23 protein-coding genes and 1 pseudogene are annotated in these 26,532 nt (G+C 45.8%); 13 read left to right on the top strand and 11 right to left on the bottom strand.

What is annotated here, in order from left to right; translation table 11 throughout:
• Nucleotides 1-10 precede the first annotated feature (10 nt).
• The 4 genes from phnE (ACM1ND_RS22980) to ACM1ND_RS22965 all read right to left on the bottom strand — a co-directional run bounded on the left by phnE (ACM1ND_RS22980) (nucleotide 11) and on the right by ACM1ND_RS22965 (nucleotide 3,528).
• Complete coding sequence (phnE, locus tag ACM1ND_RS22980; protein WP_013312028.1) at nucleotides 11-808, bottom strand: phosphonate ABC transporter, permease protein PhnE; 798 nt, start codon at nucleotides 806-808, stop codon at nucleotides 11-13.
• On the bottom strand, nucleotides 805-1,659 hold the full coding sequence (gene phnE, locus ACM1ND_RS22975; RefSeq protein ID WP_034095097.1) for a phosphonate ABC transporter, permease protein PhnE: 855 nt from the start codon (nucleotides 1,657-1,659) through the stop codon (nucleotides 805-807). Before phnE (ACM1ND_RS22975) ends, phnE (ACM1ND_RS22980) begins: the two co-directional genes overlap by 4 nt.
• Nucleotides 1,656-2,426: a phosphonate ABC transporter ATP-binding protein gene (phnC, locus tag ACM1ND_RS22970; protein ID WP_023990372.1), complete on the bottom strand. Its 771-nt coding sequence runs from the start codon at nucleotides 2,424-2,426 to the stop codon at nucleotides 1,656-1,658. Before phnC ends, phnE (ACM1ND_RS22975) begins: the two co-directional genes overlap by 4 nt.
• 133 nt (nucleotides 2,427-2,559) lie before the next feature.
• A complete protein-coding gene (locus ACM1ND_RS22965; protein WP_025722520.1) occupies nucleotides 2,560-3,528 on the bottom strand; it encodes a phosphate/phosphite/phosphonate ABC transporter substrate-binding protein in 969 nt (322 codons plus the stop codon).
• Between the two features lie 252 nt (nucleotides 3,529-3,780).
• On the opposite strand from ACM1ND_RS22965, the gene ACM1ND_RS22960 reads away from it, so the two are divergent.
• The 4 genes from ACM1ND_RS22960 to ACM1ND_RS22945 all read left to right on the top strand — a co-directional run bounded on the left by ACM1ND_RS22960 (nucleotide 3,781) and on the right by ACM1ND_RS22945 (nucleotide 10,286).
• The gene (locus ACM1ND_RS22960) at nucleotides 3,781-5,691 is read left to right on the top strand and encodes a bifunctional 2',3'-cyclic-nucleotide 2'-phosphodiesterase/3'-nucleotidase (RefSeq protein WP_069080671.1); all 1,911 of its coding nucleotides are present in this window, start codon (nucleotides 3,781-3,783) and stop codon (nucleotides 5,689-5,691) included.
• Between the two features lie 246 nt (nucleotides 5,692-5,937).
• Nucleotides 5,938-7,344 carry a hypothetical protein gene (locus tag ACM1ND_RS22955; protein WP_023990369.1) on the top strand — a complete coding sequence of 469 codons (1,407 nt, stop codon included), beginning with the start codon at nucleotides 5,938-5,940 and terminating at the stop codon, nucleotides 7,342-7,344.
• A gap of 197 nt (nucleotides 7,345-7,541) precedes the next feature.
• Nucleotides 7,542-8,351, top strand: coding sequence for a bifunctional hydroxymethylpyrimidine kinase/phosphomethylpyrimidine kinase (gene thiD, locus ACM1ND_RS22950; RefSeq protein WP_013312022.1), 810 nt, complete (start codon nucleotides 7,542-7,544; stop codon nucleotides 8,349-8,351).
• A 237-nt stretch (nucleotides 8,352-8,588) separates the two neighbouring features.
• Nucleotides 8,589-10,286: a M3 family oligoendopeptidase gene (locus ACM1ND_RS22945; RefSeq protein WP_028541792.1), complete on the top strand. Its 1,698-nt coding sequence runs from the start codon at nucleotides 8,589-8,591 to the stop codon at nucleotides 10,284-10,286.
• Nucleotides 10,287-10,445: 159 nt separating this feature from the next.
• Here ACM1ND_RS22945 and ACM1ND_RS22940 read toward each other — a convergent pair whose 3' ends face one another.
• The gene (locus ACM1ND_RS22940; protein ID WP_316244231.1) at nucleotides 10,446-11,420 is read right to left on the bottom strand and encodes a ring-cleaving dioxygenase; all 975 of its coding nucleotides are present in this window, start codon (nucleotides 11,418-11,420) and stop codon (nucleotides 10,446-10,448) included.
• A gap of 250 nt (nucleotides 11,421-11,670) precedes the next feature.
• Here ACM1ND_RS22940 and ACM1ND_RS22935 point away from each other — a divergent pair, with 250 nt between their 5' ends.
• A complete protein-coding gene (locus tag ACM1ND_RS22935; protein WP_316244230.1) occupies nucleotides 11,671-12,201 on the top strand; it encodes a GNAT family protein in 531 nt (176 codons plus the stop codon).
• 231 nt (nucleotides 12,202-12,432) lie between these two features.
• Here ACM1ND_RS22935 and ACM1ND_RS22930 read toward each other — a convergent pair whose 3' ends face one another.
• Together ACM1ND_RS22930 and ACM1ND_RS22925 are read right to left on the bottom strand one after the other, a co-directional pair.
• On the bottom strand, nucleotides 12,433-13,953 hold the full coding sequence (locus ACM1ND_RS22930; protein WP_069080669.1) for an MFS transporter: 1,521 nt from the start codon (nucleotides 13,951-13,953) through the stop codon (nucleotides 12,433-12,435).
• Complete coding sequence (locus ACM1ND_RS22925; RefSeq protein ID WP_023990363.1) at nucleotides 13,950-14,147, bottom strand: hypothetical protein; 198 nt, start codon at nucleotides 14,145-14,147, stop codon at nucleotides 13,950-13,952. Before ACM1ND_RS22925 ends, ACM1ND_RS22930 begins: the two co-directional genes overlap by 4 nt.
• A gap of 172 nt (nucleotides 14,148-14,319) precedes the next feature.
• Between ACM1ND_RS22925 and ACM1ND_RS22920 the strand changes: the two genes are divergently transcribed.
• Both ACM1ND_RS22920 and ACM1ND_RS22915 read left to right on the top strand, forming a co-directional pair.
• Complete coding sequence (locus tag ACM1ND_RS22920; protein ID WP_023990362.1) at nucleotides 14,320-14,787, top strand: Lrp/AsnC family transcriptional regulator; 468 nt, start codon at nucleotides 14,320-14,322, stop codon at nucleotides 14,785-14,787.
• A 289-nt stretch (nucleotides 14,788-15,076) separates the two neighbouring features.
• Nucleotides 15,077-15,392 (top strand): annotated as a pseudogene (locus tag ACM1ND_RS22915) (transposase); the annotation flags it as partial.
• A gap of 189 nt (nucleotides 15,393-15,581) precedes the next feature.
• On the opposite strand, the gene ACM1ND_RS22910 reads toward ACM1ND_RS22915, so the two are convergent.
• The 4 genes from ACM1ND_RS22910 to ACM1ND_RS22895 form a co-directional block, all read right to left on the bottom strand.
• Nucleotides 15,582-18,122 (bottom strand): ABC transporter permease, encoded by a 2,541-nt coding sequence (locus ACM1ND_RS22910; RefSeq protein WP_418026596.1) that lies wholly within the window; start codon nucleotides 18,120-18,122, stop codon nucleotides 15,582-15,584.
• A complete protein-coding gene (locus tag ACM1ND_RS22905; RefSeq protein WP_023990360.1) occupies nucleotides 18,119-18,796 on the bottom strand; it encodes an ABC transporter ATP-binding protein in 678 nt (225 codons plus the stop codon). Before ACM1ND_RS22905 ends, ACM1ND_RS22910 begins: the two co-directional genes overlap by 4 nt.
• Nucleotides 18,797-18,904: 108 nt before the next feature.
• Nucleotides 18,905-19,822, bottom strand: a complete 918-nt coding sequence (locus tag ACM1ND_RS22900) for a sensor histidine kinase (protein WP_069080676.1) — start codon at nucleotides 19,820-19,822, stop codon at nucleotides 18,905-18,907.
• Nucleotides 19,819-20,496, bottom strand: a complete 678-nt coding sequence (locus ACM1ND_RS22895; protein WP_069080668.1) for a response regulator transcription factor — start codon at nucleotides 20,494-20,496, stop codon at nucleotides 19,819-19,821. The genes ACM1ND_RS22900 and ACM1ND_RS22895 overlap by 4 nt, the downstream gene beginning before the upstream one ends.
• A gap of 328 nt (nucleotides 20,497-20,824) precedes the next feature.
• Here ACM1ND_RS22895 and ACM1ND_RS22890 point away from each other — a divergent pair, with 328 nt between their 5' ends.
• The 6 genes from ACM1ND_RS22890 to ACM1ND_RS22865 all read left to right on the top strand — a co-directional run bounded on the left by ACM1ND_RS22890 (nucleotide 20,825) and on the right by ACM1ND_RS22865 (nucleotide 26,432).
• A complete protein-coding gene (locus ACM1ND_RS22890) occupies nucleotides 20,825-21,778 on the top strand; it encodes an ABC transporter permease (protein WP_023990357.1) in 954 nt (317 codons plus the stop codon).
• Nucleotides 21,768-22,718 (top strand): iron chelate uptake ABC transporter family permease subunit, encoded by a 951-nt coding sequence (locus tag ACM1ND_RS22885; RefSeq protein WP_069080667.1) that lies wholly within the window; start codon nucleotides 21,768-21,770, stop codon nucleotides 22,716-22,718. Before ACM1ND_RS22890 ends, ACM1ND_RS22885 begins: the two co-directional genes overlap by 11 nt.
• Nucleotides 22,712-23,470, top strand: a complete 759-nt coding sequence (locus tag ACM1ND_RS22880; RefSeq protein WP_039273792.1) for an ABC transporter ATP-binding protein — start codon at nucleotides 22,712-22,714, stop codon at nucleotides 23,468-23,470. Before ACM1ND_RS22885 ends, ACM1ND_RS22880 begins: the two co-directional genes overlap by 7 nt.
• Nucleotides 23,471-23,482: 12 nt before the next feature.
• Complete coding sequence (locus ACM1ND_RS22875) at nucleotides 23,483-24,463, top strand: siderophore ABC transporter substrate-binding protein (protein WP_069080666.1); 981 nt, start codon at nucleotides 23,483-23,485, stop codon at nucleotides 24,461-24,463.
• 33 nt (nucleotides 24,464-24,496) lie between these two features.
• The gene (locus ACM1ND_RS22870; protein WP_418026595.1) at nucleotides 24,497-25,240 is read left to right on the top strand and encodes an alpha/beta hydrolase; all 744 of its coding nucleotides are present in this window, start codon (nucleotides 24,497-24,499) and stop codon (nucleotides 25,238-25,240) included.
• Nucleotides 25,241-25,520: 280 nt separating this feature from the next.
• On the top strand, nucleotides 25,521-26,432 hold the full coding sequence (locus tag ACM1ND_RS22865) for an aldo/keto reductase (protein ID WP_069080664.1): 912 nt from the start codon (nucleotides 25,521-25,523) through the stop codon (nucleotides 26,430-26,432).
• The last annotated feature ends 100 nt before the right edge of the window (nucleotides 26,433-26,532 follow it).

Here is a 26,532-nt window from a genome sequence, read left to right as displayed (position 1 = left end):
AGAGTTCTAATTATACGATCCGTTTGCGCAGCCAGCCGGAAATCAGATCCGTCAAAATGATCAGAACCACAATGCCGAGCAAAATAACGCCTACACGGTTCCAGTTGCGCATTTGGAGTGCAAATAGTAGCGGAGTACCGATACCACCTGCACCGACCAGACCGAGTGTGGTAGCAGAACGGATATTAATTTCAAAACGGTAAAGCGAATACGAAAGAAACTGTGGAATCACCTGTGGTAGCACGGCGAAGAAGATCACCTGCCAACGATTGGCACCGCACGCGATCAAAGCTTCCTGGGGCCCGTGATCGACACTTTCGATCGTTTCCGAGAAAAGCTTCGCCAGCATGCCGATGGAGTGAATGCCGAGGGCGAGAACACCCGCAAACGAGCCGGGCCCTACGGCTTTGATAAACAAGATGGCGACGATCATTTCGGGAAATACCCGGATGACACTAAGCACAAATTTCCCGCTACCCGATAAGGGACGCAGACGGGTCATATTGCTGGACGCCCAAAAGGCGAACGGAAGGCAGACAAATGCGGATACGAAGGTTCCGAGCACTGAAATGACCAGCGTATCCAGCAACCCGCGCAGCAAATCCTCTCCCTCAGGGATGTAGACGAACGACCAGTCGGGATGAAGGAAGCCGTCCAATATAGCGACAGAGACACTTTTAGCCGTCCCCTGTAATCCTTCAAACTGCATCCCGCGAAAAGCCCAAATATAAATGATGATTAGCAGAATAGCTATCGCCCATAGGCGCAGGCGGGAGCCAATAGGTCTGCGAAGCGTAGGATCATTCATAATAATTTCCTCCGTAGCAGGTTACTGCCGTAATCAATCGCAAGGACGATGACGAGGGTCAGTAGAATAATGATGCTTGCCCGATCATATCGGAACAGCCCCAGAGAACGGTCAAGCAACAGACCGATACCGCCAGCCCCGACCAGGCCCAGAACGGAAGCTGCGCGTACATTAACCTCAAAGGTATACAGCAAGTACGACACAAAATAAGGAAGAGCCTGCGGAACCACACCAAAGGCGATGACTTGAATGCGGCTCGCGCCAACAGCGGTCATGGCTTCCAGCGGCCCGGGATCAATGGCTTCAATCGCCTCAAAGGTCAGCTTGGCTATGATGCCAAAGGAGAAGAAGAGCAGGGCGAGCATCCCCGCAAACGGCCCGATGCCGAACACCGCCACAAAGATCGAGGCAAACAGCAAATCGGGAATCGTCCGTACTAGATTCAGGATCGTGCGCATCGGCAGCGAAATCAGTTTGCGCGGCATCACATTATAGGCACACAGTAACGCGACAGGGATCGCCAATATGGCTCCCAGTGTCGTGCCAACAATGGCGATCTGGATCGTTTCCAGCATCGGTTTCCAGATGGTAGGCAAGTAGCTCCAGTCGGGTGGAAACATTTCCCCCAACAATTTGCCCATCTCCGGCAAGCCGACGATCAACTGGTACGGTGTGGCATCCGTATGAATGGAGCAGGCTACCAGCACCACGATAAAAATCATCCAGGTGGCATAACGCTTGTAACGTCCTGGCAAAGGTGGCCCTGCGGGCGTCTTGCCAGGCTGCGGCGGTCCAGCATGCGGTGACGGTTGCGTCGAAGAGAGCGGCTGGGCAGTAGAGTCGGGCTTCATGATCCCACTCCCAGCAGCTCATCATGCTTGATGGCCCGGCCGTAGATCTCCGCAAAGGCCTCATCCGTAGCCTCCTCCGGTGTGCCGTCAAAGACCACTTCCCCGGCGCGCAATCCGATGATCCGCGTTGCATATTCGCGCGCGAGATCAATGAAATGCAGATTGACGATGGTCGTAATCTGCATTTCACGGTTGATCCGCTGAAGGTCATCCATGACCTGGCGGGTGGTCAGCGGATCCAGCGATGCGACAGGCTCGTCCGCCAGAATGATTTTAGCCTCCTGCGCCAGAGCACGGGCGATGGATACGCGCTGCTGTTGGCCACCAGACAGCTCATCTGCCCGGCTGTAGGCCTTTTCGCGGATGTTCACGCGCTCCAGCGCTGTTAGTGCCAGTTCGATATCTTCCTTCGGAAAGAGGCCGAGAATGGTTCGCAGCGTTGAATGATAGCCGACGCGGCCGGAAAGTACATTGCGGAGCACCGTCGAACGCTTAACCAGATTGAAGCTTTGAAAGATCATGCCGATATCCCGGCGAATGCGCCGCAGCTCGCTGCTTCCAGCAGACGTGACGGACCTGCCACCCACGACAATGTCGCCGGACGTAATGTCATGCAGTCGGTTAATGGAACGCAGCAGGGTAGACTTACCTGCACCGGATAAGCCGACGATGACGACCATTTCTCCCTCCTGAATCGTCAAATTAATATTGTTCAACCCTTTGGTGCCGTTCGGGTATGTTTTCGATACGTTACGAAATTCGATCATATGCTCCCAACTTTCTCCCCCGATGGGGTGGAATGAAAACAACACCGCCATGAATACATGGACGGTGTTGCCCTGTCATTCGTAAAGCCTGTTTCGTAGCTGTTACTTCATTACAGTATCTTGTTTGCTCCGATTACTTAACCGCTTGACCAACGGCTTCGGCGTATTCACGCACGGAGTCGAAGTTTTTATCGTCGCCCTTTTCATAACCTACATGGGTGTAAATCTCTTTAATGATTTCGCCGCCTGCAGGATCTTTGGCGATGTCAATAAAGGCTTGGCTGATCTTGTCTCTCCACGCTTGATCCATATCAGAACGTACGCTGACGGTGTCATTTGGAATTTTAGCTGTGTAATGAATGACGCGAGTTTTTTCAAATACATCCGGGATTTCCTTCTTCACCGTGTTACGTGCATCCTGGAAAACAGCTACCGCATCAACTTGACCGTTCAGCAACGCCAGAATAGCAGCATCGTGGCCTTTGATTGTCACACCCTGCACATCCGTATCCGGGTCCACGCCAGCTTTTTTCAGCTCTGCTGCAGGGTACACGTAGCCTGCGGAGGAGGTTACATTTTGCCAGCCAACCTTCTTGCCTTTCAGATCAGCTAGACTTTGAATCGGAGAATCCTTTTTCACCACGATCATTGCTTTATAAAAGTTTACTTTTTCAGTCGTGTCCTTGCCTGTAGCATCTTCAATTCCGTAGCGTTGAGCTTGCAACAGCAAGTCGGCTGCTTTACGGTTATCGTGGGCCAGTACATAAGCATTCGGCGGAAGGAATCCTACATCTACCTGTTTGGAAGACATGGCTTCCACAATCGTATTGTAGTCAGGAGATACCGTTACTTTCACCGGGATCCCAAGCTTGTCACCCAGTAGATTTTCGAGCGGTTTGGCTTTGGCTTCGAGCGTATCTGCATTTTGAGAAGGAACGAACTGTACCTTTAACTCCTTAGGAACATAGGCTGTGCTTTCGTTTTTAGAGCCATCTGTACCCGGAGTGGACGCGCTGTTGTTATTGCTTGCATTGGAGCCACAAGCGGCTAGACCCGCTGCCAGTGTGAAAGTCATGCACAAGGTCAGTGCTTTTTTGAACAAAATAATTTCCCCCTAAACATAGTGATAACGATAATAAAAAACCTGTAAATGCTGTGACAAACCAAATCTTAACAGCTAGTCCCGTAGCTAGGGTAAAAACCACTCCTGACTTTGGTAAAAATGATGTAAAATTTATCGTATGCTTAAAACCATTTTCTGGATTTATGCAAAATGCTTGTTTTAACATTCTCTTAACAGTGCTCTGTTAGACTTGTTCAAGCTCTATGACCGAAGCTGAGGGAGAGAACAAGATTGGATATTTTGGATATTAACGAAAAGGCAGACCAGGACAATGTAAGCCTTGTGAGAGTGAAATTCCGCATTATGGTTACAACCGATTTGCATGTCAGCTTGTGGAATTACGATTATTATACGGATCAGGAGACGCTGCATTACGGTCTGGCGCAAACAGCCAGCTTGATTCAAATAGCCCGGGCGGAGGTACCCAATCACCTGCTGCTGGATAACGGAGATGTGATTCAGGGGAATCCAATGGGAGATTATGCTGTACAGCGAATCCAACAGGACCCAAGCGCGGTGCATCCCGCCTATAAAGCTATGAATCTGCTTGGATATGAGGCAGGCAATATCGGGAATCATGAATTTAATTACGGACTGGAATACTTGCAGACTTGCCTTCGAGGAGCGCAATTTCCTTATGTGAATGCCAACATTTATATAGCGGGAGAACAAGAACGAAATTACTTTACACCTTATCTATTGCTGGATAAGACGGTAGAGGATGAAGCAGGTGGTAAGCATCTGTTGAAGGTGGGAGTCATCGGCTTTGTCCCTACGCAAATTATGCAATGGGACAAGGCGTGGCTGGAGGGGAAAATCATCGTCAAAGATATGCTGGAAACGGCAAGACGGTTTATTCCACAAATGAAGGCGGCGGGAGCCGATCTCATCATTGCTATGCCCCATGCAGGCTTTGAGGATATTCCCGAAACGCTTGATATGGAAAATGCGGTGCTGCATCTTAGCAGGGTGGAAGGGATCGATGCCATTGTGTTTGGTCATGCACATAAAGTATTTCCCGGACCTTCGTTTATGGGGAAAACAGGTGTTGATGTAAAGCGAGGTACCATCCACGATATCCCAGCAGTGGAGCCGGGCTTTTGGGGGGATCATCTGGGTATCATTGATCTGGAGCTGACCTTTAGTGGAGAGAAGTGGCAAGTGGCTGCATCTGCTGCCGAGGTACGCCCGGTGTATGATCCGATACGCAAGGAGGCGCTGGTACAACCGGATACTGCCATTCAGCTGGCGGTAGCAGAAGAGCACGCCGGAACACTGGAGTATATTCGTGCACCTGTAGGTCAGACGACGGTGGCGGTGAACAGCTTTTTTGCTCAGGTGATGGATGATGCTTCGGTTCAGCTGGTGAATGATGCGCAAATGTGGTATGTGAAGCAGCAGATGCAAGGGAGCGAGCACGAAGGATTGCCCGTTCTGTCGGCAGCAGCTCCTTTTAAAACAGGTGGCAGATATGGCCCATCGTACTATACCCATATTCCGGCGGGGACGTTGGCGATCAAGCATATCGCCGATCTGTACAATTTTCCGAATACGTTGCATGTCGTTCGGCTGAGCGGAACGGAAATCCGGGAATGGCTGGAGTGGTCTGCTGGACAATTCCGGCAAATTGATCCTTCAGCAGAACAAGAGCAAGAGCTGATTAATTCTGATTTTCCAAGCTTTAATTTCGATATCATCGACGGCATCAGGTATCAGATTGATGTAACACAGCCAGCCAGATATGATGCTGACGGGGGCCTAAAGGACCCAGATGCACACAGAATCATTCAGATGTCTTTTGATGACGAACCGATGGATATGCAGCGAAATTATCTGGTTGTTACGAATAACTATCGCGCGTTTTCCTCTGCGCTGGTCAATCCGGGTGGAGAGCGAATCATACTTGCTTCACCGGATGAGAACCGTCATGTGCTGACTGAATACGTGCGGCATATGAAGACGTTGACGCCAAAAGCTGATGGCCATTGGTCCCTCGCCCCATGGTCAGGGCGTCCGCATGTGACCTTCCTGACCTCACCGCAAGCAACGGATGCCGCTAATGCCTATTCGGAGTTGCTTTATGAAGGGTTAACGGTAGAGGGATACGCTAAGTTTGCCCTCGATTTCGGACGTTCACGGTAAAACTGCTAACTTGTTTTTGTCCTATAAGTCCACAGCATCAAAATAATAGAAAAAGACTGTCCCACAGAGGACGGTCTTTTTTCATAAAACAGTTTTAAAATCGTACAAAATTCGTGATTTTATATGTCCTGAGTCGTATTTAAAGTTATTGACCTCTCGTATAAATAGACATATACTTTGATTAAACAAATTTTGGTTTAAAAGGTAATGAAAAAGTCACCATCATTCGTTTGAGGGGGTGTCCCTTTGGAAAAAAACACCACGATCCGCGCAGAAATAGAAAAGTATATTCAAAGTGAAGGCATTTCAATGCAATGTTTTGCAGATGCTTCCAAGGTAAATCCGGGTACACTTAGCGGTATACTTAACCGGAACCCACCACGGCCTATTTCAGTCAATCAGCTGGATTTGATTACCGAGGCCATGGGATTGGAAGAAGGATCTTTGTTCGAGATGTATGTTGATGAATGTTTTATTCATTCCTTACCACACTGGAGAAGGTTGCGTCCGTTTCTCCTGCGTTGCTCAGAGTTGAACAAGCTGGAGTGTATACGCAGTGTACTTGGCTATTTGATGGACGATTTATCGAACGTTCCTGCTATTTTTGAGACCGCAGAAGCGATGTTTGAGGATGGCAGACATGAAGCTTCCATGCTTCTGTATGATTGTGTCATCGAGAGTGAGAAGTATACCCACTCTGAACGATTGGCGATCAGCTATTTCCGTATATTCCAGATTCAGATTAAGGATAACCAACGGAACTTGAAGGCTGCTGTACAATTCCATTTGTACCGTAGTCGTCTACCGGAAATTTACGCACTGGAAGGCTTACATATGCTATCTCAAGTGTTTGCTTTAAAAATGCAATGGTCCGAGATGGAAATGTATGCGGACGAGCTGAGAGAGCTGGCGCAGGCATTGTATCGCAATCGGAACCGTTTTGGAGATGAGCACCTGGAGCTGCTTAAGCCGCTCGTTTATTACTATGCTCAGGGGCATCTGCTCAAGGCCAGTTGCTATGAGTTTCAGGGTAGATATGAGGAATCCAAGCAATGGATTGAAGGTTATGCAGATTTGAGCTGGTTTGAGGGTTTAGACGAGGAAGGCTGGAAAGTGGTCAACCTACATCGTGTATATGCACAGGGCAACCGACTTTGTATTGAAATTAAAATGGGCAACACTTCTGCAATCTATGATTATATTACTTACCTGCGTGAGCATCCGGATGAGACACTGGAGGGCTTGAACACCTTGCTCGAATCAGCGAACCGGTTTGGTTATTTCGTGGATGCCGAACTGGGACTATTTAGTCAGCAACTCAAAAGCTTTTGGCAGCTTGCACCGGAACGATGGGACACTCATTATCGCAAGCACTTTAACGCATTTCGCTTTGCATCCTTTTGTAAGGTGTATGCGGAATACTATTTCCGAAAAGGCGATTACCCCGAGGGAGTGGGACAAACACTGCATTGCTTGCAACTGTCTGTCGATAATAGCTATACAGAACATATCATTGGTTGTATGGCTTTATTTGAGCAGCATCGGAATTTTGCTACACTGGAACAGCAGCAGTTGTATCAGAGTCTGTGCTTAGGCGTACGTGCAAATGAAAAGAATCATGCCTATGATCATAGTACCGGTGGGTATTTATAATTCTAAATTTCATTCGAATTCTTCATATAACACGTTATTGCGAGGATGTTCCTGTTTCAAAAGGGGATGTTCTCGTTTTTTAGCTACTGTCGTCGCCTGTGACTTTTAGCATAGAGAGGACCGTTTTGCGCGTTGACAAGTTTCGCGAGCGGGATTAGGATAAATGCAGCACAGAAAGTGAAGGAGAGCATGTACAAATGACGATTCCCAAAACATTAACGATAGCCGGCTCCGACACAAGCGGTGGAGCGGGTATTCAGGCAGACCTGAAAACCTTTCAGGAGCTTGGCGTATATGGCATGACCGTATTGACAACCGTAGTAGCGATGGGTCCTAAAACCTGGGATCATCTTGTATATCCTGTTGCGTTGGATGTGGTAGAAGCGCAGCTGCGTACTGTATTGGAAGGTATCGGTTTTGATGCGATGAAAACAGGTATGCTTGGTTCCGTTGAAATTATCGAGCTGGTAGCCAGCCATTTGAAAAAGCATGATCTGAAGCGGATCGTAATTGACCCGGTCATGGTCTGCAAAGGCACGGATGAAGTGCTCCAGCCGGAAAATACAGAGGCGATGCTGGAATTGTTGATTCCTGGCGCTGACCTGGTAACACCGAACTTGTTCGAGGCTTCGCAACTGGCAAAGAATGGACCGATCACGACACTGGAGCAGATGCAGGAAGCGGCTGCGATTATCCATGAGCGTGGAGCTAAGCATGTACTGATCAAGGACCGTGGCAAAATTCGCGCAGGTAAAGCGATGGATCTGCTATATGACGGAATCACTTTTGACTGGTTTGAAGCCGATGTTGTAAAAACAAACTTTACCCACGGTGCAGGCTGCACCACTTCGGCAGCGGTAACGGCTGGTTTGGCTCAAGGGCTGACTGTACGTGAAGCAGTGGATCAGGCCAAGAGATTCATTACACAGGCCATTGAAGGTAGCTTCAAGCTGAATGAATTCGTCGGTCCGACTTTGCATGCGGCACATCGTTTGCAAAATCAATAAAGCATAAAGGTCTGCGATCTTAGAAAGACTTATAAATCTCCATCAGGCTGAATATATATTAGATTGTTTTAGACCATGACTTTTTTGATATATAGAGTTAGATGAGGCTCAAGAGCCGCAATACATGGTATTGCGGCTCTTGAGGTTGTATTTTATTGGAATTATAGCTTCCAGTTTGGTCTAAGCGTACTGTATAATAGGCATCAGATTTATTATATTTAAGGAGGAACCGAAGCAATGACATTATTCAGCCAAATGGCTTACAGCCGACCAGAGCAACCTGAAATTGAACAGCGGTTTAAAACGCTGTTGCAGCAGTTTCGTGAAGCGGACAGCGTAGAACGTCAAAATGAAGTGATTCATGCGATTAACAAGCTGCGCAGTAACGTGGAAACGCAATTGCAATTGGTGGAAGTTCGGCACTCCATTAATACGGAGGACGCCTTTTACAAAGCGGAGCAAGAGTACGCTGATGATTTCATGCCGGTTATTCAGGAGTATGTAACCGATTACTACCGGGCATTGGTGGATTCTCCATTCCGAACCGAGTTGGAGAGCCAATGGGGCAGCCAGCTTTTCAGTATTGCCGAGGTAGCACTCAAGTCGTTCCACCCAGATATTATTGAGGATTTACAGCAGGAAAATAAGCTGACCTCGGAATATGCTCAATTGATTGCTTCAGCGAAGATCCCGTTCGAGGGAGAAGAACGCACATTGTCGCAGCTCCTGCCTTTTGAAATGGCTACCAACCGGGAGACGCGCAAACAAGCCTCCGAGGCTAAATATCAATTTATGAGTGAGCATGAGGACGAGCTGGACCGGATTTATGATGAACTGGTGAAGGTGCGCACGCGCATGGCACACAAGCTGGGCTATGACAACTTCGTAGAATTGGGCTATGCTCGCTTGGGACGTACAGATTACAATGCCAAAATGGTAGCCAATTTCCGCGAGCAGGTGCTGAAGCACATCGTTCCTCTGGCAACCAAGCTGAAGGAACGCCAGCGCGAACGGATCGGAGTAGATCAGCTTCGCTATTATGACGAGGGCTTCAACTTCCTGTCAGGCAATCCTACGCCTAAAGGTGACCCGGAGTGGATCATTCGCAATGGAGCACGTATGTATGAGGAACTTTCAGCGGAAACACATGAATTTTTCAGCTTTATGATTGAACGTGGATTGATGGATTTGATCAGCAAAAAAGGCAAGCAAAGCGGAGGCTATTGTACATTTTTGAGCGAATATGGCACGCCGTTTATTTTCTCCAATTTCAATGGTACATCCGGGGATATTGACGTATTGACGCATGAAGCAGGTCATGCCTTCCAGGTCTATGAAAGCCGACATTTTGAAATTCCTGAGTACCATTGGCCAACCATGGAGGCGGCTGAGATCCACTCTATGAGCATGGAGTTTTTCGCATGGCCATGGATGAATCTGTTCTTCGAGGAAGATACGGACAAATATCACTTTGAACATCTATCTTCATCGTTTCTGTTCGTGCCTTACGGCGTAGCCGTGGACGAATTCCAGCATGCCGTATACGAACATCCAGACTGGACCCCAGCCGAACGTAAAAGCGCATGGCGCTCCATTGAACGTAAGTATAAACCGCATCTGGATTATGAAGGCAACGAGTATCTGGAGCAGGGCGGGTTTTGGCACAAACAGGGTCATATTTTTCAATCCCCGTTCTACTATATTGACTATACACTCGCGCAACTGTGCGCGTTCCAATTCTGGAAACGCATGAGTATCGACCGGACAGCTGCGTGGGAAGATTATTTGAAGCTATGCCGTGCCGGGGGAAGTCGCTCTTTTACCGGATTGGTTGAGTTGGCTGGACTAATCTCGCCGTTCCAAGATGGCTGTATCGCCTCTGTAATCGGAGAAATCGAAGCATGGCTGAACAGTGTGGATGATAAAAAGCTGTAAGCATAACTAAAAAGGGCATTTCGCTTACCTGTCAAAGCTGAATAGCTTGCAGATGAGATCCTTTTTAGAATGAAAATAGAACAGTTGCACGAAAAAAGCCGGGAACCTCTACATGATGTAGAAGTCCCGGCTTTGCGTGATTTTAGAGCAAATATAACTCTATTTGTGTTTGGTATTAAGCGGTTTGAGATTGGCTTCAATAGAGGCACGGCGTGATTCCAAAAATGGCGGTAACGCCAGCGATTCACCCAGAAACTCCAGTTCTTCATCCGTATCAAAGCCGGGTCCATCGGTCGCCAATTCAAACAGAATGCCGTTCGGCTCACGGAAATACAAGGAACGGAAGTAAAAGCGATCTACAAAGCCTGAGTTGGAAATTTGCAGCTGCCCAATACGGTCTACCCACTGTTTGAGCTCTTCCTCAGTTTCAACACGGAAGGCTACGTGATGCACACTGCCACGTCCTGGTCGTTCTTGTGGCAGATCGTTGCGCTCTTCCAGATGAACTTCAGTTCCCGTACCGCCTTCACCCGTTTCATAGATGACCACATCTGGTTGTCCAGCAACAGGGGAAGGATAGGAACCCTTTTTGCGGAAGCCCATAACCTGTTCAAGAATGAGAATGGTATTCTCCGCTTTTGGAATGGTCAGATGAACCGGGCCAAGTCCGACGATGCCATATTCAGCAGGGACAGGGCTTTTCTCCCAAGGCGTACCGCCCCGCACTCCGTTGTCATGCTCATCCGAAACGAGGAAGAAGCGCTGTCCTTCAAAATCCTCAAACGAAAGCGCCAAACGTCCCGCTTGATCCGTAATTTCGCCATGTTTTACATCCAACTGCTCAAAGCGATCTTTCCAGTAATCCAGCGCCTTGTCATTCGGTACCCGCAGGGAGAGCGCCGAAATGCTGTTATTCCCTGTACGAGTTTGTCCCGCATGTGGAATTTCAAAGAAAGTGACTTCCGTACCCGCAGTTCCACGCTCATCTCCGTAAAAAAGGTGATACACACTAACATCATCTTGGTTCACCGTTTTCTTGATCAACCGAAGTCCCATTACCTGAGTATAAAAATCAACATTTTTAGCCGCCGCCGCTGTAATCGCCGAAACGTGATGCAATCCTAATAGTTTCATGTCATTATCCTCCTTGGTTTTTATATGATTAGGTTTTTCTAAACAAAATAAACAGTCGAAAAACTTTTCTTTATATTTATTATCTTGATATTAAGATATATTATTTTTGATTGTTTGTCAACTTAAATTACGATCTTGCTTGGAAGACGGACAAAACTAGAAATTCGAAATAATGCAAAAGCAGATACAATAAAGCTCAATATAACCCAAAGTAGATAGAATGAATTTTATTATTAAAGGAGTTTACTCAATGTATACGGATAAGGATTTAACGATTAGGCCTGTTACAGAAGAAGACCTGCCGGCTCTTTGGACGTTAACTTTTAAGGAAAAAGCACCGGAATGGAAGCAGTGGGATGCACCCTACTATGAACATAAGTCACTTTCTTTTGATGATTATTTAAAAGAGAAGGAAAAACGAATCGGACAAGATGACTTTTGGATCATTGAAGTGGAAGGCAAGGTCATAGGATCAGTGAGCTACTACTGGGAGCATCAGCCTTCACAATGGCTTGAAATGGGGATAGGTATTTATGATTCGCGGTATTGGAGCGGTGGGTATGGTACGAGGGCACTTCGACTATGGATCACACATTTGTTTAATACACTACCTCTAGTGAGAGTGGGCTTTACAACCTGGTCAGGAAACCATCGGATGATGAAGGTGGGGGAGAAGCTAGGCATGACCCTCGAAGCCAGGCTTCGCAAGTGCAGATATTATAATGGAGAGTATTATGATTCGATCCGAATGGGGCTTTTACGGGAAGAGTGGGAACTGTAGTTGTTCATACAAAGTACCTTTCTAAGCATAAAAAGATGACCTCTGAATTGATCAAGGCCACTGAAAAACTGTTGATTTCCGAAAATACAAAGATTTTAGGGGTACAAATATGTCTCCCTGAACGCGAAACGAGCCTTAGAAGCGATTCTAGAGGCTCGTTTTTCTTTGGATATTCTCTTACTCTCAACAATGGGGGACTTTTTCAGTACCTCGATATCCCCGGGATTGTCTTTATGCTCTCTTAGGTCCAAAAATCATAAAACTGATCGCGGCTAGAACCCAGACACCAATACCGCCATAGAGCATTATCAAGCCAAAGCCGTGCATAAGCGCCGCATGGACGACGGCTCCAGACGCATCCAGGGAGGAGAGTTCTGGCAAACTCTGCCTGAGAGATACAGTATTTCCGGCGGCTACTTTTTCGGCTACAGACCGCAATTGCACTGCACTGAGAGTCCCGGAAAGGGCACTCTTCAAATAAGACAAAATACCTGCCTGCAAGATGAATCCCATCACAGCGATATTGATGGCTAGACTGATCAATCTAGCACTCATATCTATACCGGAAGCCATGCCTGCACGGGCACTTGGAACAGAGCCGGTGGTCGTGTTGGTCACAGGCGTGTTCGTTAAGCCAAGCCCAATACCAGCCAACAAGGAGCCAGGGAGCATGGTCAACCAACTGGCGTGATCGCTGCCGCTGCCATATTTCATCAAAATGAAGCCCATACCGAGGATGAACAGACCTGATGGAATGACTATGCGCGGCTGGTAGCGGAGCGAAAAACGCTCTGCCAGAGGTGGAATTACCAAGGTGGGCAGCGCATAAGCCAAGAGAGACAGCCCGGCGGCTACGATGCCGTAACCCAGGCCACTCTGGAAATAGATCGGCAGATAGATCATGAACGGCCAGAAACTGAAGTTCATGCCGATGGAGCCAAGGAGAGCGCCGGAGAAATTACGTATCTTGAATACGGAAAAGTCAAACATCGGATGGGCGCTGAGCTTTTCCGCAAATAGAAAAATAATGAAACTTATTGCTACTGCAACAAGGATGCTGATGGATGCTCTGCTGGTAAAGCCGAGTTCCGGCCCTTGCGTGATAAAGTATGCAAGGCCAAAAACTGTCAATGAAAGCGTGACGATGCCGATAATGTCCAGCTTTTTCACCTGCGGATCTCTGGACTCTTCTATGCCACCAAAAACAAGAATCAAATTGAGGATGGTCAACGGAACGTGGACCAGGAAAACCCAATGCCAGTTCAACACGGCCACGATTATGCCGCCGATGATAGGTCCAAAACCGAGGCCGATACCGAACACAATCCCCCATATGCCAAAGGCTTTGCTGCGTTCTTGTCCTTCCTGAAACCGATGTGAAAGAATTGCTATCTGGCAAATCTGCATCGCACCAGCACCCACCCCTTGAAGAAACCGACTGATGATCAGAACCGATGTGCTTTGCGCCAAGCCACAAATCAAGGATGTAACACCGAACAAGACGAGGCTGATAATAAAAATACGCCTCCTTCCATACCGGTCAGCCAGCGTTCCAACAGCCATCAGAACTGTGGCACATGCAATGGTATAAGCGTTCATAATCCACTGCATATCCTTAAGATCGCCATGCAATACTTTCTCCAGAGTTGGCAGTATCACTGGCACACTGGAAATTTCGAGGCCGAACATCAATGCGGACAAACATATAGCAGCCAATGCAATTATATTTTTGCGGGAGAGGGAGAGGCTCACTGAGAGGTCCCTCCAGACTTTTGTTCACGGTCTGGACATCCGGCAGCGCAACTATAATATTGCGCCTCATTAAGCGTAACTCGTATACCAGCACCAACCAGCCTTTTTTCGACAATTGTACGATCAATAGCCTCTTCAATATGTACTTCTAAATCTGCTACTGTTCCTACCTTATTAAAAACGTATTTGCTCAAGGGCAGCCATCCTCTCTATCTTTTCATGTTTGGTTCACCTTATCGATATGAGTTTTATTATATAATCTAAATCATTCATTTTACATAACGCAATCAATCCATTATGATGATTATACAAAGTAATTAAATGAATTTCTCATAAAAACGTTAAATTTAAAGGAGAGAATTCAAAGTGGATCATGTAGACAAACAAATCCTCTTTTATCTTCAAAGTCAGGCGAGAATTTCAATGACAGAGCTAGGGAAATGCGTGGGTTTATCCCAACCTGCTGTAACAGAACGAGTTAAAAGAATGGAAGAAAAAGGTATTATCAAGGGGTATCGCACTATCATCTCTCCTGAAAAAATAGGAAAGGATACGGCAGCCTATATATTGTTTCGGACTAGAGATTGCCATGCATTTCTTGATTTTGTTCATACATCTCCACATGTTGCCGAGTGCCATCGTATAAGCGGAGAACACAGTTATTTATTAAAAGTAGTGACCAGCTCGACACGCACCCTCGAAGAGTTTAGCAACCAGTGCGATAAGTATGGAACCTACACGAGCCTGCTTGTCATGTCGTCACCGATCGATCATAGACTTCTCATTCATTCTCTGGAAGAAGCAAGTGGAGCTGCTCATTCAGAAAAAGATTAAGGATGAAAAAAAGACAACCCCGGATATCCCGAGGCCACTGAAAAAGTCCTAAATTCTAAAGCGAGACAGTTCCTCCATAACAGAGGTTACTGTCTCGCTTTTTCGGTATAATTAAAATATCCAAATAAAGGCGGGTGGTTCCGGTGCTTCCGAAACAGCAAAGCATGGTCTAAGTCCATATATTGAACTATACAATCTGTTGATTCCCAAAGACCATCTGTTACGGAAGAATGGACGAATTGGTGGACTTTAGCTTTATTTATGAGGAACTGAACGAAACCTATTGTCACGACAAGACGAGTTCGAGTTTAACAAAGATGCGGGAATGTACGTATGCAAAGCTGGACATCTGGCGATCCGCAGAGCGCGTGAAGGCAAAAAAGTATAAAAAGCCATGAGCATTTGAAGAAGTTACGTTTCAAGAAAGCGAAAGCTTTAAAGCCAAGGCCAAAGAACGATACAAAATTGAGGCGAAGAATAGTGAACTGAAGCACAGACACGGGTACGATGTAGCGTCCTCCTCGGGTCTGATAGGTATGGAAATCCAGGGGGCTATGGCGATATTCACTGTCAATTTAAAACGAATATTGAAACTGATGGAGTAAGCAAGGGCCACATGAGGCGGAGAGCAAGAGAAAAGACGACGGTTCATTCTGTGAATTCAGAATAAACCGTCGTCTTTTTGATTCGTGTTCTTGTTTTTTTCACGAAAGGCTGGTTTTTCGGTGGCCTCGAATTGATCAGGAGTCATCTTTTTATTATTCACACTGGTATTATGGACTTTCTCGGTAAATCTACTCTGATTCTCGAAGTCGTTCCACAATACTTTGTTTGTCGTTCATAGAATAGACCGCTACTGGAATAAGTATCCCAAGCAATAACAGTAAAGGCAATAAGGCTAGAAGTGGCCAGATTATAAAGTGATAGCTCAAAAACCACATCATACTGCTTAGGGGTTTCACAATTGAAATAGAAAATATGATCCCTAATAAAATGGAGAATAGGGCGGTGCCGAGAACATAATATAGCCCTTCATAGATCAGCATACCCCGCAATTGCTTTTTGGTCATGCCGATACTTTGCAGCATGGCAAACTCCTGACGCCGTGTCAATATACTCGTCAGAATTGCGTTTACAAAGTTGAGGATACCAATTAGGCCGATAATCAGACTAAGCGTGCCGCCGATCATCATGATGGTGTTTTGCATACCGGAAAACTCATTCATTGAAGTAAATTTGGATGTGTAGTTCATTACCGGCTCTGTAGTTTCGGTGTAACTTTTTAAAAAAACCTCCATGGCCTCTTCCTGATCAGGGGATACATTAAAGGCATAGCTCATCACAGCAGGTTGCTCCGCAAGCGGCTTGTAAATATTCGCTGGAAGATAAAAATTATACTTATCTGAAAGGCGATCAGAATTGGTCATATATTTAATTGCAACATGACCAAGCACTGTGAATGCATGCGTAGTATACTCTTTATCCAGCGGAGCTTCTGCTGCTCCCATATAACTGTGAAGCGTGACCTTTTCACCCACCTTATAAAGAGCTTCTTCCATATGGGGGATGTTATGGTCATCTAAATCTACCCCTTCCAATATATACTTACCGGAAGCCAGCTTCTCAAAATCAAGCTCACCGTCTAGCAATTGCAAACGGTGCAATGGTAAATCTTCCAGCCCATATACTGTCGCCATGAAGTTGCCGCGAGAGTCAGTCACATCGTCCTCATGGGTGTCTTTTCCATTCTCGACAGTAAGCACTAATTTGCCGCCGTACAAGCGACCGCCCTCTTCAAAGCCGGGCTGTGTCTGTACAGCCTGAATAAAACTCTCGGAGGTCTCATTTTCAGGGCCTTTAAAAAAGGGGCTATGGAAATATTCAGCATGAGCAATGAGAAAGTCGGTGTCATTGAAATTGGATACAAACTTATCCATATCAATGCTCTTAGACAGGGTGAAGGCCGTGTTAAGAAGTACAAGGCTCAACGAAAGACTGATGACTACCAACACGGTACGCTTTGTATTGCGCCCCAAGTTGGAGCGAGCCATGTGGATCATTTTAGCGCCTTTGGTGGATTTTTTCAGCTTACGGCTGCCCTTGGTATTTCCGTCTGTGTATCTTACTGCCTCAACCGGCGAAACAGCTGCCGCAATCCTGCCTGGCTTGAAAGTGCTGATCATTACGGTAATGAGCGCGAACAAAGCCGATCCTATAAAAATCCATGGGTTGGGAGATACCGATATCTCGGTGCCAGCAAAGGTAGTGTTGTTCATAAGAAGTGGTATAAGTGCTTTACCGACAAAAAAACCTGCTATTAATCCAAACGGGATTCCTATCACTGAAAGAACTAACGCCTGTCTGCGAATGATCCGGCGGATCTGCTTGCCGCTTGTGCCGATCGTCTTTAAAAGACCATAAAAACGAATATCTCGCATCACCGATATTTGAAAAATGTTATAGATGATCAAATAGCCGGTAAATACGATCAGTATCAGGGCAGAAGTAAGTGCCATGATTGTTCCCGCATCCATACTGAAATTGGTCGAGATGTATGACCAATTTACATTATTCGCGATATAGTTCGGTGCCTCTTCGTCAAGCGAATACCCGCTTTCGGTAATCACTTTACTGAGCTTTCCCTGCAAATCAAGGCTGTTGTCGAACATCATATATGCACTAATGGTTCCTGTATAGAAGTGATCCTTTTTATAGTTGCTTTGTAATTCCTGAGCATGAGCATCGACATAGGATCTGGAGGCGAATATTTGTCCTGTGTTAAACACAGGATCGCTTTTCCACCAGCCGGAGAGGATAAAATCACGCTGTACTTCTTTACCTCGTATGTCAAGCTTTAGTCTCAAAGGTGCTCCAACCTCCAGTGGAACACCCAATAGCTGCAACGTCTTGGAGTCTGCGATTACTTCATTTTCCGCCGCAGGCTTGTGCCCCTCTTTAAGCTCAATAAAACCAAGCTTCATCCCTACATCGTCGTAATACCAGAACTCCGTATGGCGTTTTAGAAAATTATCGTTCATAACTCGATCGCTTAATATACGGTTATAAGCTATTTCCTTGATCAACGGATGATCCTTGACATGATTAAATTCGTCATCCGTTATATATTTAAGTACGGCATGTCCATCTCCACCGACCTGGCGCATGGTCGCCCGTTGTAAGTTTTCCACAGCGCCAATCCCCATAGTGAACAGTGTTGTAAATAGCAATGAGGTTAGTGCTATGGCAACAATGGCAATAATGTTACGGGTTTTGTTCACTTTGAAACTCTTATCAGCCAGATTGCGGATTACTTTTTTGTTCTTTACCTTGATCATTTGGCATCACCGCCGACAATTTTACCGTCCTCAATACGGATGATCCGGTCTGCCATTTGCGCAATTTCCTCGTTGTGGGTAATCATCACTATCGTTTGGCGGAACTGCTGGCTGGATACTTTGATCAATCCCATCACATCCAGACTCGTTTTACTGTCCAGATTTCCGGTGGGTTCATCTGCCAAGATAATGGCGGGCTTGGCTGCCAGTGCTCTGGCAATAGCTACACGTTGCTGTTGTCCACCGGAAAGATTGTTTGGCAGATTATTCATTTTGTGGTCAAGGCCCAAGGTATGTACAATTTTATCTATGTGGGTTTTGTCTGGCTCTTTACCGTCCAGTTCAATAGGAAGCACAATATTTTCGTAGACATTCAAGACAGGTACCAAGTTGTAATTTTGAAACACAAAGCCAATCTTTCGTCTGCGAAAAATAGTCAATTCTTCGTCTTTTAATGTAGAAATATCTTTGCCGTCAATCGTAACGTTTCCACTTGTTGGACGATCAAGTCCACCCAGCATATGGAGAAGGGTAGATTTGCCGCTCCCGGACGTACCGACAATGGCGACAAATTCTCCGCTTTCCACCTCCAGATTCACACCATCTAAGGCATAAACAGCAGTATCTCCGTTTCCATAATGTTTTTTTAATGCCTGAGTTTTCAATAGACCCATATACGTTCTCCTCCACAAAAAAATGTCTGTATCGTAGTCATCTACAGTACAGACATTAACACACTGATCTTTCTACAATCTTTCTGAAATCTAACGGTATTGAAAGAATTAAGTATCCATAGAAAGAAAAATAGAGAAGGTAGAACCACGGCCGTAGCGTGATCGTACCTTGATGTAACCCCCCTCCGCAGCGATGATTTCTCTAGCTAAAAACAGTCCAATACCTACACCCTCTTGCGAGTTAACAGTGGGGGAGCGATAGAAGCGGGTAAAGATTTTACCTTGTTCTTCTTCTGCAATCCCTATACCACTGTCGGTAATATCAATCCGGCAAAATAAATCGTATGCCATTACTTTTATATTCATGCTTCCGCCTGTCTCTGTATATTTTATGGCGTTATCCATAATGTTATAGACAGCTTCACTCGTCCACTTTAGGTCAAAATAAGCATGAATAACTGTGTCCTCCATAACAACTGAAATCCCTTTGGCATCTGCTTTTAGCATCATTTGCTCCAGTGCAGCATCAAGGAGCTTTTGAACAGATTCTCGCCTTGGGGATACCGTGATAATCCCCGTTTCAAGCCGCGATGTTTTCAACAATGCCTGGATCAGGAAGTTAAGCTTTTCGGCCTGTGCAGATAGAGCTTTCACACAAGTGGAGGTATCCTGTGATAGTTCGTATTCGCTAAGTAGTTGGGAATAAAGCAGGATGTTGGCCAATGGTGTTTTCGTTTGGTGTGAAATATCGGAAATCAGCTCATTTATTTTATTCTTTTCGGCAAGCAGATTTTTGGAGGACACGGAACAAATGGAAAGAAACTTCGCAAATTTAGCTTCTATTGCAGAGAGAACGGATTCATCAAAGACATCCTCTGAGAAGCTGCCATTTATCGCGGCATCCAGCATGTTCTCAATAGTTTTCATTGTTTTATGGATGCTCCTGCGATAAAGCATAATAGCACACACAGCGGTGCATACAGCAACAACGGCAATTCCAATACATATATAGAGGAGTGTTGTCATTTCAACGCCCATGTGTAGCCAATACCATAAATAGTCTTAATGTATCGAGGAGAGGAGGGGGAATCCTCCAATTTATCCCGAAGCCTTTTTACTGTAACAGACAAAGCGTTTTCACCTACATACTCAGCTCCATCAGTCCAGATGCTGTCTACTAAATGATCGCGAGATACAGTATTGCCTCGATTATCGATTAGGATGCGCAACAATTTTTGTTCAGTTTTACTTAGTTCAATGGGCGTACCATTCTTAGTAAATTCCATCCTCTCGAATGAAAAGGAAAAATTGTCGAGCTGAATGGAGTCTGCAAGCGAGTATCTGGATTTCTTTAGCTGAACGCCGACTCTTGCTCTCAGTACCATAAGACTGAAAGGTTTGGTGATATAGTCGTCAGCACCCAGCTCAAAACCAGTGACGACATCTGTTTCCATATCATTCGCAGTCAGAACGATGACTGGTAAAGTTGTTCTTTTTCGTATATGGGTTAACAGATCGAGTCCACTTCCATCCGGCAAATTTACATCAAGAATCACTAGGTCAAAGGCGGTAACGTTCAATTGTTCTTTTGCAGTAGCTATGTCATACATTTGCGTAAATACGTTGTTAGGTTCTTTAAGGGCAAGAACAATACCGTTACTCAAGGCGATATCGTCCTCGATGATTAATATGTGATTCATCATTGTCCTCCTATTTTTTTACTAACCAAAGTTAATGAACTCGGTTTCCAGAACTGCTCACCATAAACATAAAAAAGGGCTCCCAAACTCTCTATTTCCAGTTTACCGGATTTTACTCTTATTTGCTCCTTGGGTTGTCCAGGTGGGGTGTCGAGAAAGTTCTCTGCAGCTTTTTTGTCCAGCTTTAAAACCTCATCACATTGACAGATACGGTATGACTGATATAATTTATGCTAGTTGATTTTGATAATCATTATCATTATTGGAGGGGAGGACAGGGCCGAAGCTTGGTACAGGTTGTTGGAGAACAGGCTCCCTTGGTTAGAACATGAAATTGCGTTATTTAATACTGGCTTTTCTGGTACTGGCCTTCGCCTCGGTTTTTATCGGTGTTCATGATGTAACTCCACTTGATGTGTTCCACTTAACCAACGATCAGGCGCAGGTACTCCTGATTAGCAGATTCCCACGATTGATCAGTATCATTATCGCAGGGGCGAGTATGAGTATCTGTGGGCTCATTATGCAGCAGCTTACCCGGAACCGATTTGTATCTCCCACCACTGCAGGGACGATGGATGCGGCACGATTGGGTGTGCTGATGGCTATTATGGTGTTTGGAGCAGCAGGATTTTGGACGAAGATGCTGACGGCTTTCGGATTTGCTCTAGGGGGAACACTGATTTTCATGAAAATACTGGATAAAATCCGTTTCAAGGACCCGGTATTTATCCCGCTTGTCGGTTTGATGTTTGGAGGCATTTTAAATTCGGTAACGACCTTTTTTGCTTACAAATACAATCTGATCCAGGGCATTTCTTCGTGGATGCAGGGAGACTTTTCTCTAATCATGAGTGGTCGCTACGAGATGCTATATCTTAGTATTCCTTTGGTTGCGTTGGCGTACATATATGCGAATCGTTTTACAATTGCAGGCATGGGTGAGGATTTTGCGGCCAACTTGGGTGTACATTACAAGCGCACCGTCAATGTCGGTTTGGTGATCGTGGCTTTGGTTTCCTCTGTTGTCATCTTAACGGTCGGAACGATTCCCTTTTTGGGGCTGGTTGTACCCAATCTGGTCAGCATGTATATGGGGGATAATCTGAAAAAAAGCCTGGCCCATACAGCGATCTTGGGCGCCGTCTTTGTGCTGTTTTGCGATATTTTGGGACGGGTGATCATTTATCCGTATGAAATTTCTGTAGGGCTTACGGTTGGTGTGATCGGGAGCGCGTTGTTTTTGTATTTGCTGCTGAGGAGAAGGGCTTATGAATCCTAAATTAAAAATCGGAATATTAGCCGCTGCCGCGCTTGTGTTGATTGCTGCTTTCGTGTTTATAGATCTTCCGCATACCTGGCATTACGCGCTGCCACGACGATTGAAAAAGATCGCAGCCTTCATTCTGACAGGTGGCTCCATTGCTTTTGCAACAGTTATTTTCCAGACGGTAACGAATAATAAGATTTTGACTCCGGGTATTATCGGTCTGGATTCACTGTATATGCTGATTCAGACGACGATTATTTTTGCATTTGGTTCCGTACCCTTCATTTCGACCAGCAAAGAATTGAACTTTTTGATATCGGTTGGGCTGATGGTGCTGTTCGCAGGACTGCTATACAAATTAATTTTCCGCAAAGATGGACGCGGGATTTATGTACTTTTGCTGATCGGTCTGGTGTTCGGCACACTATTCAACAGTCTGTCTACCTTTATGGAGGTACTGATTGATCCGAATGAATTTGCGAAAATCCAGGACAAGAGCTTTGCCAGCTTCAGTAATGTAAACACTGAGCTGCTGTGGCTTTCTGTATTCATTCTTGTGCTCGTATTTGCTTATGCGTGGAGATTCATCAAGTATCTGGACGTGCTGTCGCTCGGACGAGAGCATGCGATTAATTTAGGTCTCCCTTATGGTTTTATTATCAAAAGGCTGCTAATTATCGTAGCGATTCTTATCTCCATATCCACGGCACTGGTCGGGCCGATTACGTTTCTCGGATTAATTGTGGCCAATGTGACTTATCAGGTGATGAAAACCTATCAGCATCGTTATATTATTCCGGCCTCTATCTGTGTCAGCGTCATTGCGTTGGCAGGATGCCAACTGCTGGCAGAAAGAGTATTCGACTTATCGACAACGGTCAGCGTCATTATTAACTTTATCGGGGGGGTGTACTTCCTGTACCTTTTGCTGCGGGAGAATAAATCATGGTAGAAGTCAAAAACGTATCCAAACGCTACGGGAATAAAAATGTGGTGGATCAGGTATCCGTCACTGTACCTAAAGGTACGATTACCTCCTTTATTGGACCTAACGGCGCTGGAAAAAGCACCTTGTTGTCGATGATCAGTCGCCTGACTGACAGTGATGAGGGAGAAATCCTCATTGACGGGCAGGCCGTGAGTCTGACGAAAAGTGAGGAGCTAGCCCGGAAGATATCTATTTTAAAACAGACGAACGATGTCAATATCCGCTTAACCGTGAAGGAGCTGGTCAGCTTCGGCCGTTTTCCGTATTCCAAGGGCAGATTGAACAGCGAGGATCGCAAAATGGTGGAGCAGTCTATGGCCTACATGGGACTGGAGGATATGAAGGATAAGCATATTGATTTGCTTAGTGGGGGACAGCGACAGCGGGCTTTTATTGCCATGATTCTGGCTCAGGACACAGAATACATCCTGTTGGATGAGCCGCTGAACAATCTGGATATGAAGCATTCGGTTCAGATTATGAAGACGCTGCGCGGTTTGGTGGATGATCTCGGCAAAACGATTCTGGTCGTGTTGCATGACATTAATTTCGCCTCCTGCTATTCAGACTATATTGTAGGGATGAAGGATGGCAGGTTGCTAAAACAAGGAACGGCTGACGAGATGATTGATAGTCAGGTATTAAAGGATTTGTACGATATGGATATTCCGATTCAACAGATTGGTGACCATAAAATTTGCGTTTATTTCACTTAGGGGGAATGTTAAATGAAGAAAAATATGATGTTTTTAACGCTGATGCTTGCATTGGTACTGATCGTGTCAGCCTGTGGCAAAGCAGCTCCGGCAACACCGGAAGCGACTGGAAACGGCTCCTCTGCTGCAACAACGGAATCCAAAACCATCTCGGTCAAACACGCACTGGATGAAAACCCGGTCCAAGTCAAAGTTAATCCAAAAAATGTCGTTGTCTTTGATTTTGGTTCATTGGATACGCTGGATAAGCTGGGCGTTGACGTTGCGGCAGTAGCGCAGCAGGATCTTCCTACGTATTTGAGCAAATATAAAGATTCCAAATATGCAAGCGCGGGCACGCTGTTTGAACCGGATTACGAGAAAATCAGTGATCTGTCTCCTGAACTCATCATCATCGGCGGCAGACAAGCTGATGCATATAAAGAGTTGAGTAAAATTGCACCGACCATTTCAATGGCGGTAGACACCAAGGATTATATCAATTCCTTTAAGAAAAACGTTGAAACATTGGGTCAAATCTTCGATAAAGAGGATGCTGCCAAGCAGGAACTGGCTGCGATTGATAGCTCCATCAAGACCGTACATGACAAGGCTGTAGCGAGCAAAGCTAAAGGACTGATCGTGCTGACGAATGAAGGAAGCCTGAGCGCATATGGCTCACAATCCCGTTTCGGTATCATTCATGATGCTTTTGGCGTAACCCCTGTAGATCCTGGTATTAAAGTATCCACGCATGGACAAAAGGTTTCTTTTGAATATGTACAGCAAAAAAATCCGGATTATATTTTTGTTGTTGACCGTGGGGCTGTGGTGGTCGAGGAAGGCAAGGAACAGGTTACAGGTAAACAAACCATTGAGAATGAACTGGTGAAGAAAACCAATGCATTTAAAAACGGTCATATTGTATACCTTGATCCTAACTACTGGTACCTGTCAGGTAATGGTCTGGAATCCGTATCTGAAATGATCAAGGAAATGGATGCTGCACTGTAATGAATACATTCACATCATGGGGGACTGTGTAGGATGAAAGGTCATGTAGATGAAATTCCATTAGATGGGTACCTTGTGCACGTCTATACACCTCCCGTCTCCGTGAGTCATAATGAGCTGCATCCTGTGCTGTATGTGCAGGATGGCAGCTCTTTATTTCTAAACGGGTTGGATGAGCTGGAAAGAGGTTTTTCTACGGGAGAGTTGCCCCGTGTCGTGCTGGTAGGTATTCAGCCCGTAAATCGGCTGGATGATTATACGCCTTGGAAGGCAGCTGCTTTAGTAGAAGGAAGACCTGTTTTTGGCGGTGACGGAGATGCCTATCTGGCGTTTGTGGTTACAAAAGTAATGCCGTACGTCGAGGGGAGATATCCGGTAAAAACCGGACCAGAGCATACGGGAATCATCGGCGCCTCATTGGGCGGATTAATTTCCATGTATGCCGTCTTCAAGTATAAGGACATATTCGGACGCGTCGGTTCCATCTCAGGCTCGTATTGGTATCCGGGTATGATTGGTTATATGCAATCTGCATCTTGTGCAACTGTGAGGGATGGGATACATCGCTTTTATATATCTGTCGGGACCCGTGAAGGTGAAGGGAAGACGAATGTACAAAAAGATATGGTTCCGCTGACCCTCCAGGCACACGAGGTGCTGCGGACACAGGGACTGGATGCAAAAGATATGCTCCTTGAGTTGGATCAGGATGCGGTGCATCGTGTGGATTGTTTTCAGCGTCAATTTCCTAAGGCCGTCCGATGGCTGTTCGGATAGCATGAATGGAATACGAATTTCATACAACAACCTCAAAGGATTGGAGAGCGTGGAGTCTCTATGCCTTTGGGGTTGTTTTTTTTGTATATTTTTTTTCGTATAATAGAATCAATTTCATAATACCTTGAGTAGCTTTAATAAAGAGTACATATAGATCAAAATGGTTTAATTTGTCTATATGAGGTTTACATTTCGTTAGTTTAATCATTTATGAAATTGATTCAATAGAGAAATATTAAAAATTTAAAATTATACGTTATTGGAAGTGAGGGGAGCATAAATGAAAAAAAACCGCCTGGGATCATCGGATTTGCTGGTAGGTGAAATTGGTCTGGGATGTATGTCGGTCGGTACGGAGGAGCAGCAAGGTGTTTACTTGATTCATGAAGCGCTAGACAGGGGCGTAAACCTGTTGGATACGGCAGATTTGTACCAGCACGGACGCAATGAAGAAATCGTAGGTGCAGCGATCCGTGGACGGCGACAGGAGGTCATCCTGGCGACCAAGGTTGGCAATCGGCGTCTACCGGGGCAGGAGGGCTGGGGATGGGACCCATCCAAGAAATATATTCTGTCTGCTGTTAAAGAGAGCCTACGCCGCCTTGGAACGGACTACATCGACCTGTATCAGCTGCACGGAGGGACGATTGACGATCCGATAGACGAAACGATAGAGGCCTTTGAGCAACTACAGCGGGAGGGCGTCATCCGTTATTATGGTATTTCCTCAATTCGCCCTCATGTCATCCGTGAATATGTCAAACGCTCGAATATCGTTAGTGTTATGAATCAGTATAGTTTGCTGGATCGGCGTGCAGAGGAAGAGGTACTGTCTTTGCTTCAGGAACGGGGAATTAGCGTGATTGCACGTGGGCCAGTGGCCAGTGGTGTATTGGCTGACCAAGGGGAAGGGAAGATAGCCAAGGGATATCTGGACTACAATGAAGCAGAGCTGCTGGACGTGCGTAAGCAATTAAAGGCATTTGCAGGTGCGGACCGGAGTATGGGTCAGACAGCGATCCGTTATAGCCTGTCTCATCCGACTGTCGCTGCTGTTATTCCGGGTGCAAGCTCTTTGGGACAATTGGAGCATAATATTTCTGCTGCGGATATTGCACCGCTAACCAGGCAAGAGCGGCAGACGCTACAGCAAATCAGCCGAGCCAATCGGTATGATGCGCAATACCGCTAATCCGAGCAAGTATAGGACAAGTGTCAAACATGTACCCGTCCCAGTTGCAATTTATAAAAGAATCATTACAATATAGGAATAAGCCTCGGTTTATAATTCA

Origin of the sequence: Paenibacillus sp. JJ1722 (assembly GCF_048282685.1) — a bacterium.
In the GTDB taxonomy this organism is placed as follows: Bacteria; Bacillota; Bacilli; order Paenibacillales; family Paenibacillaceae; genus Paenibacillus; species Paenibacillus polymyxa_B.
The sequence above is the reverse complement of the archived record's forward strand: the minus strand, read 5'-3'. Positions and strand labels throughout refer to the sequence as shown.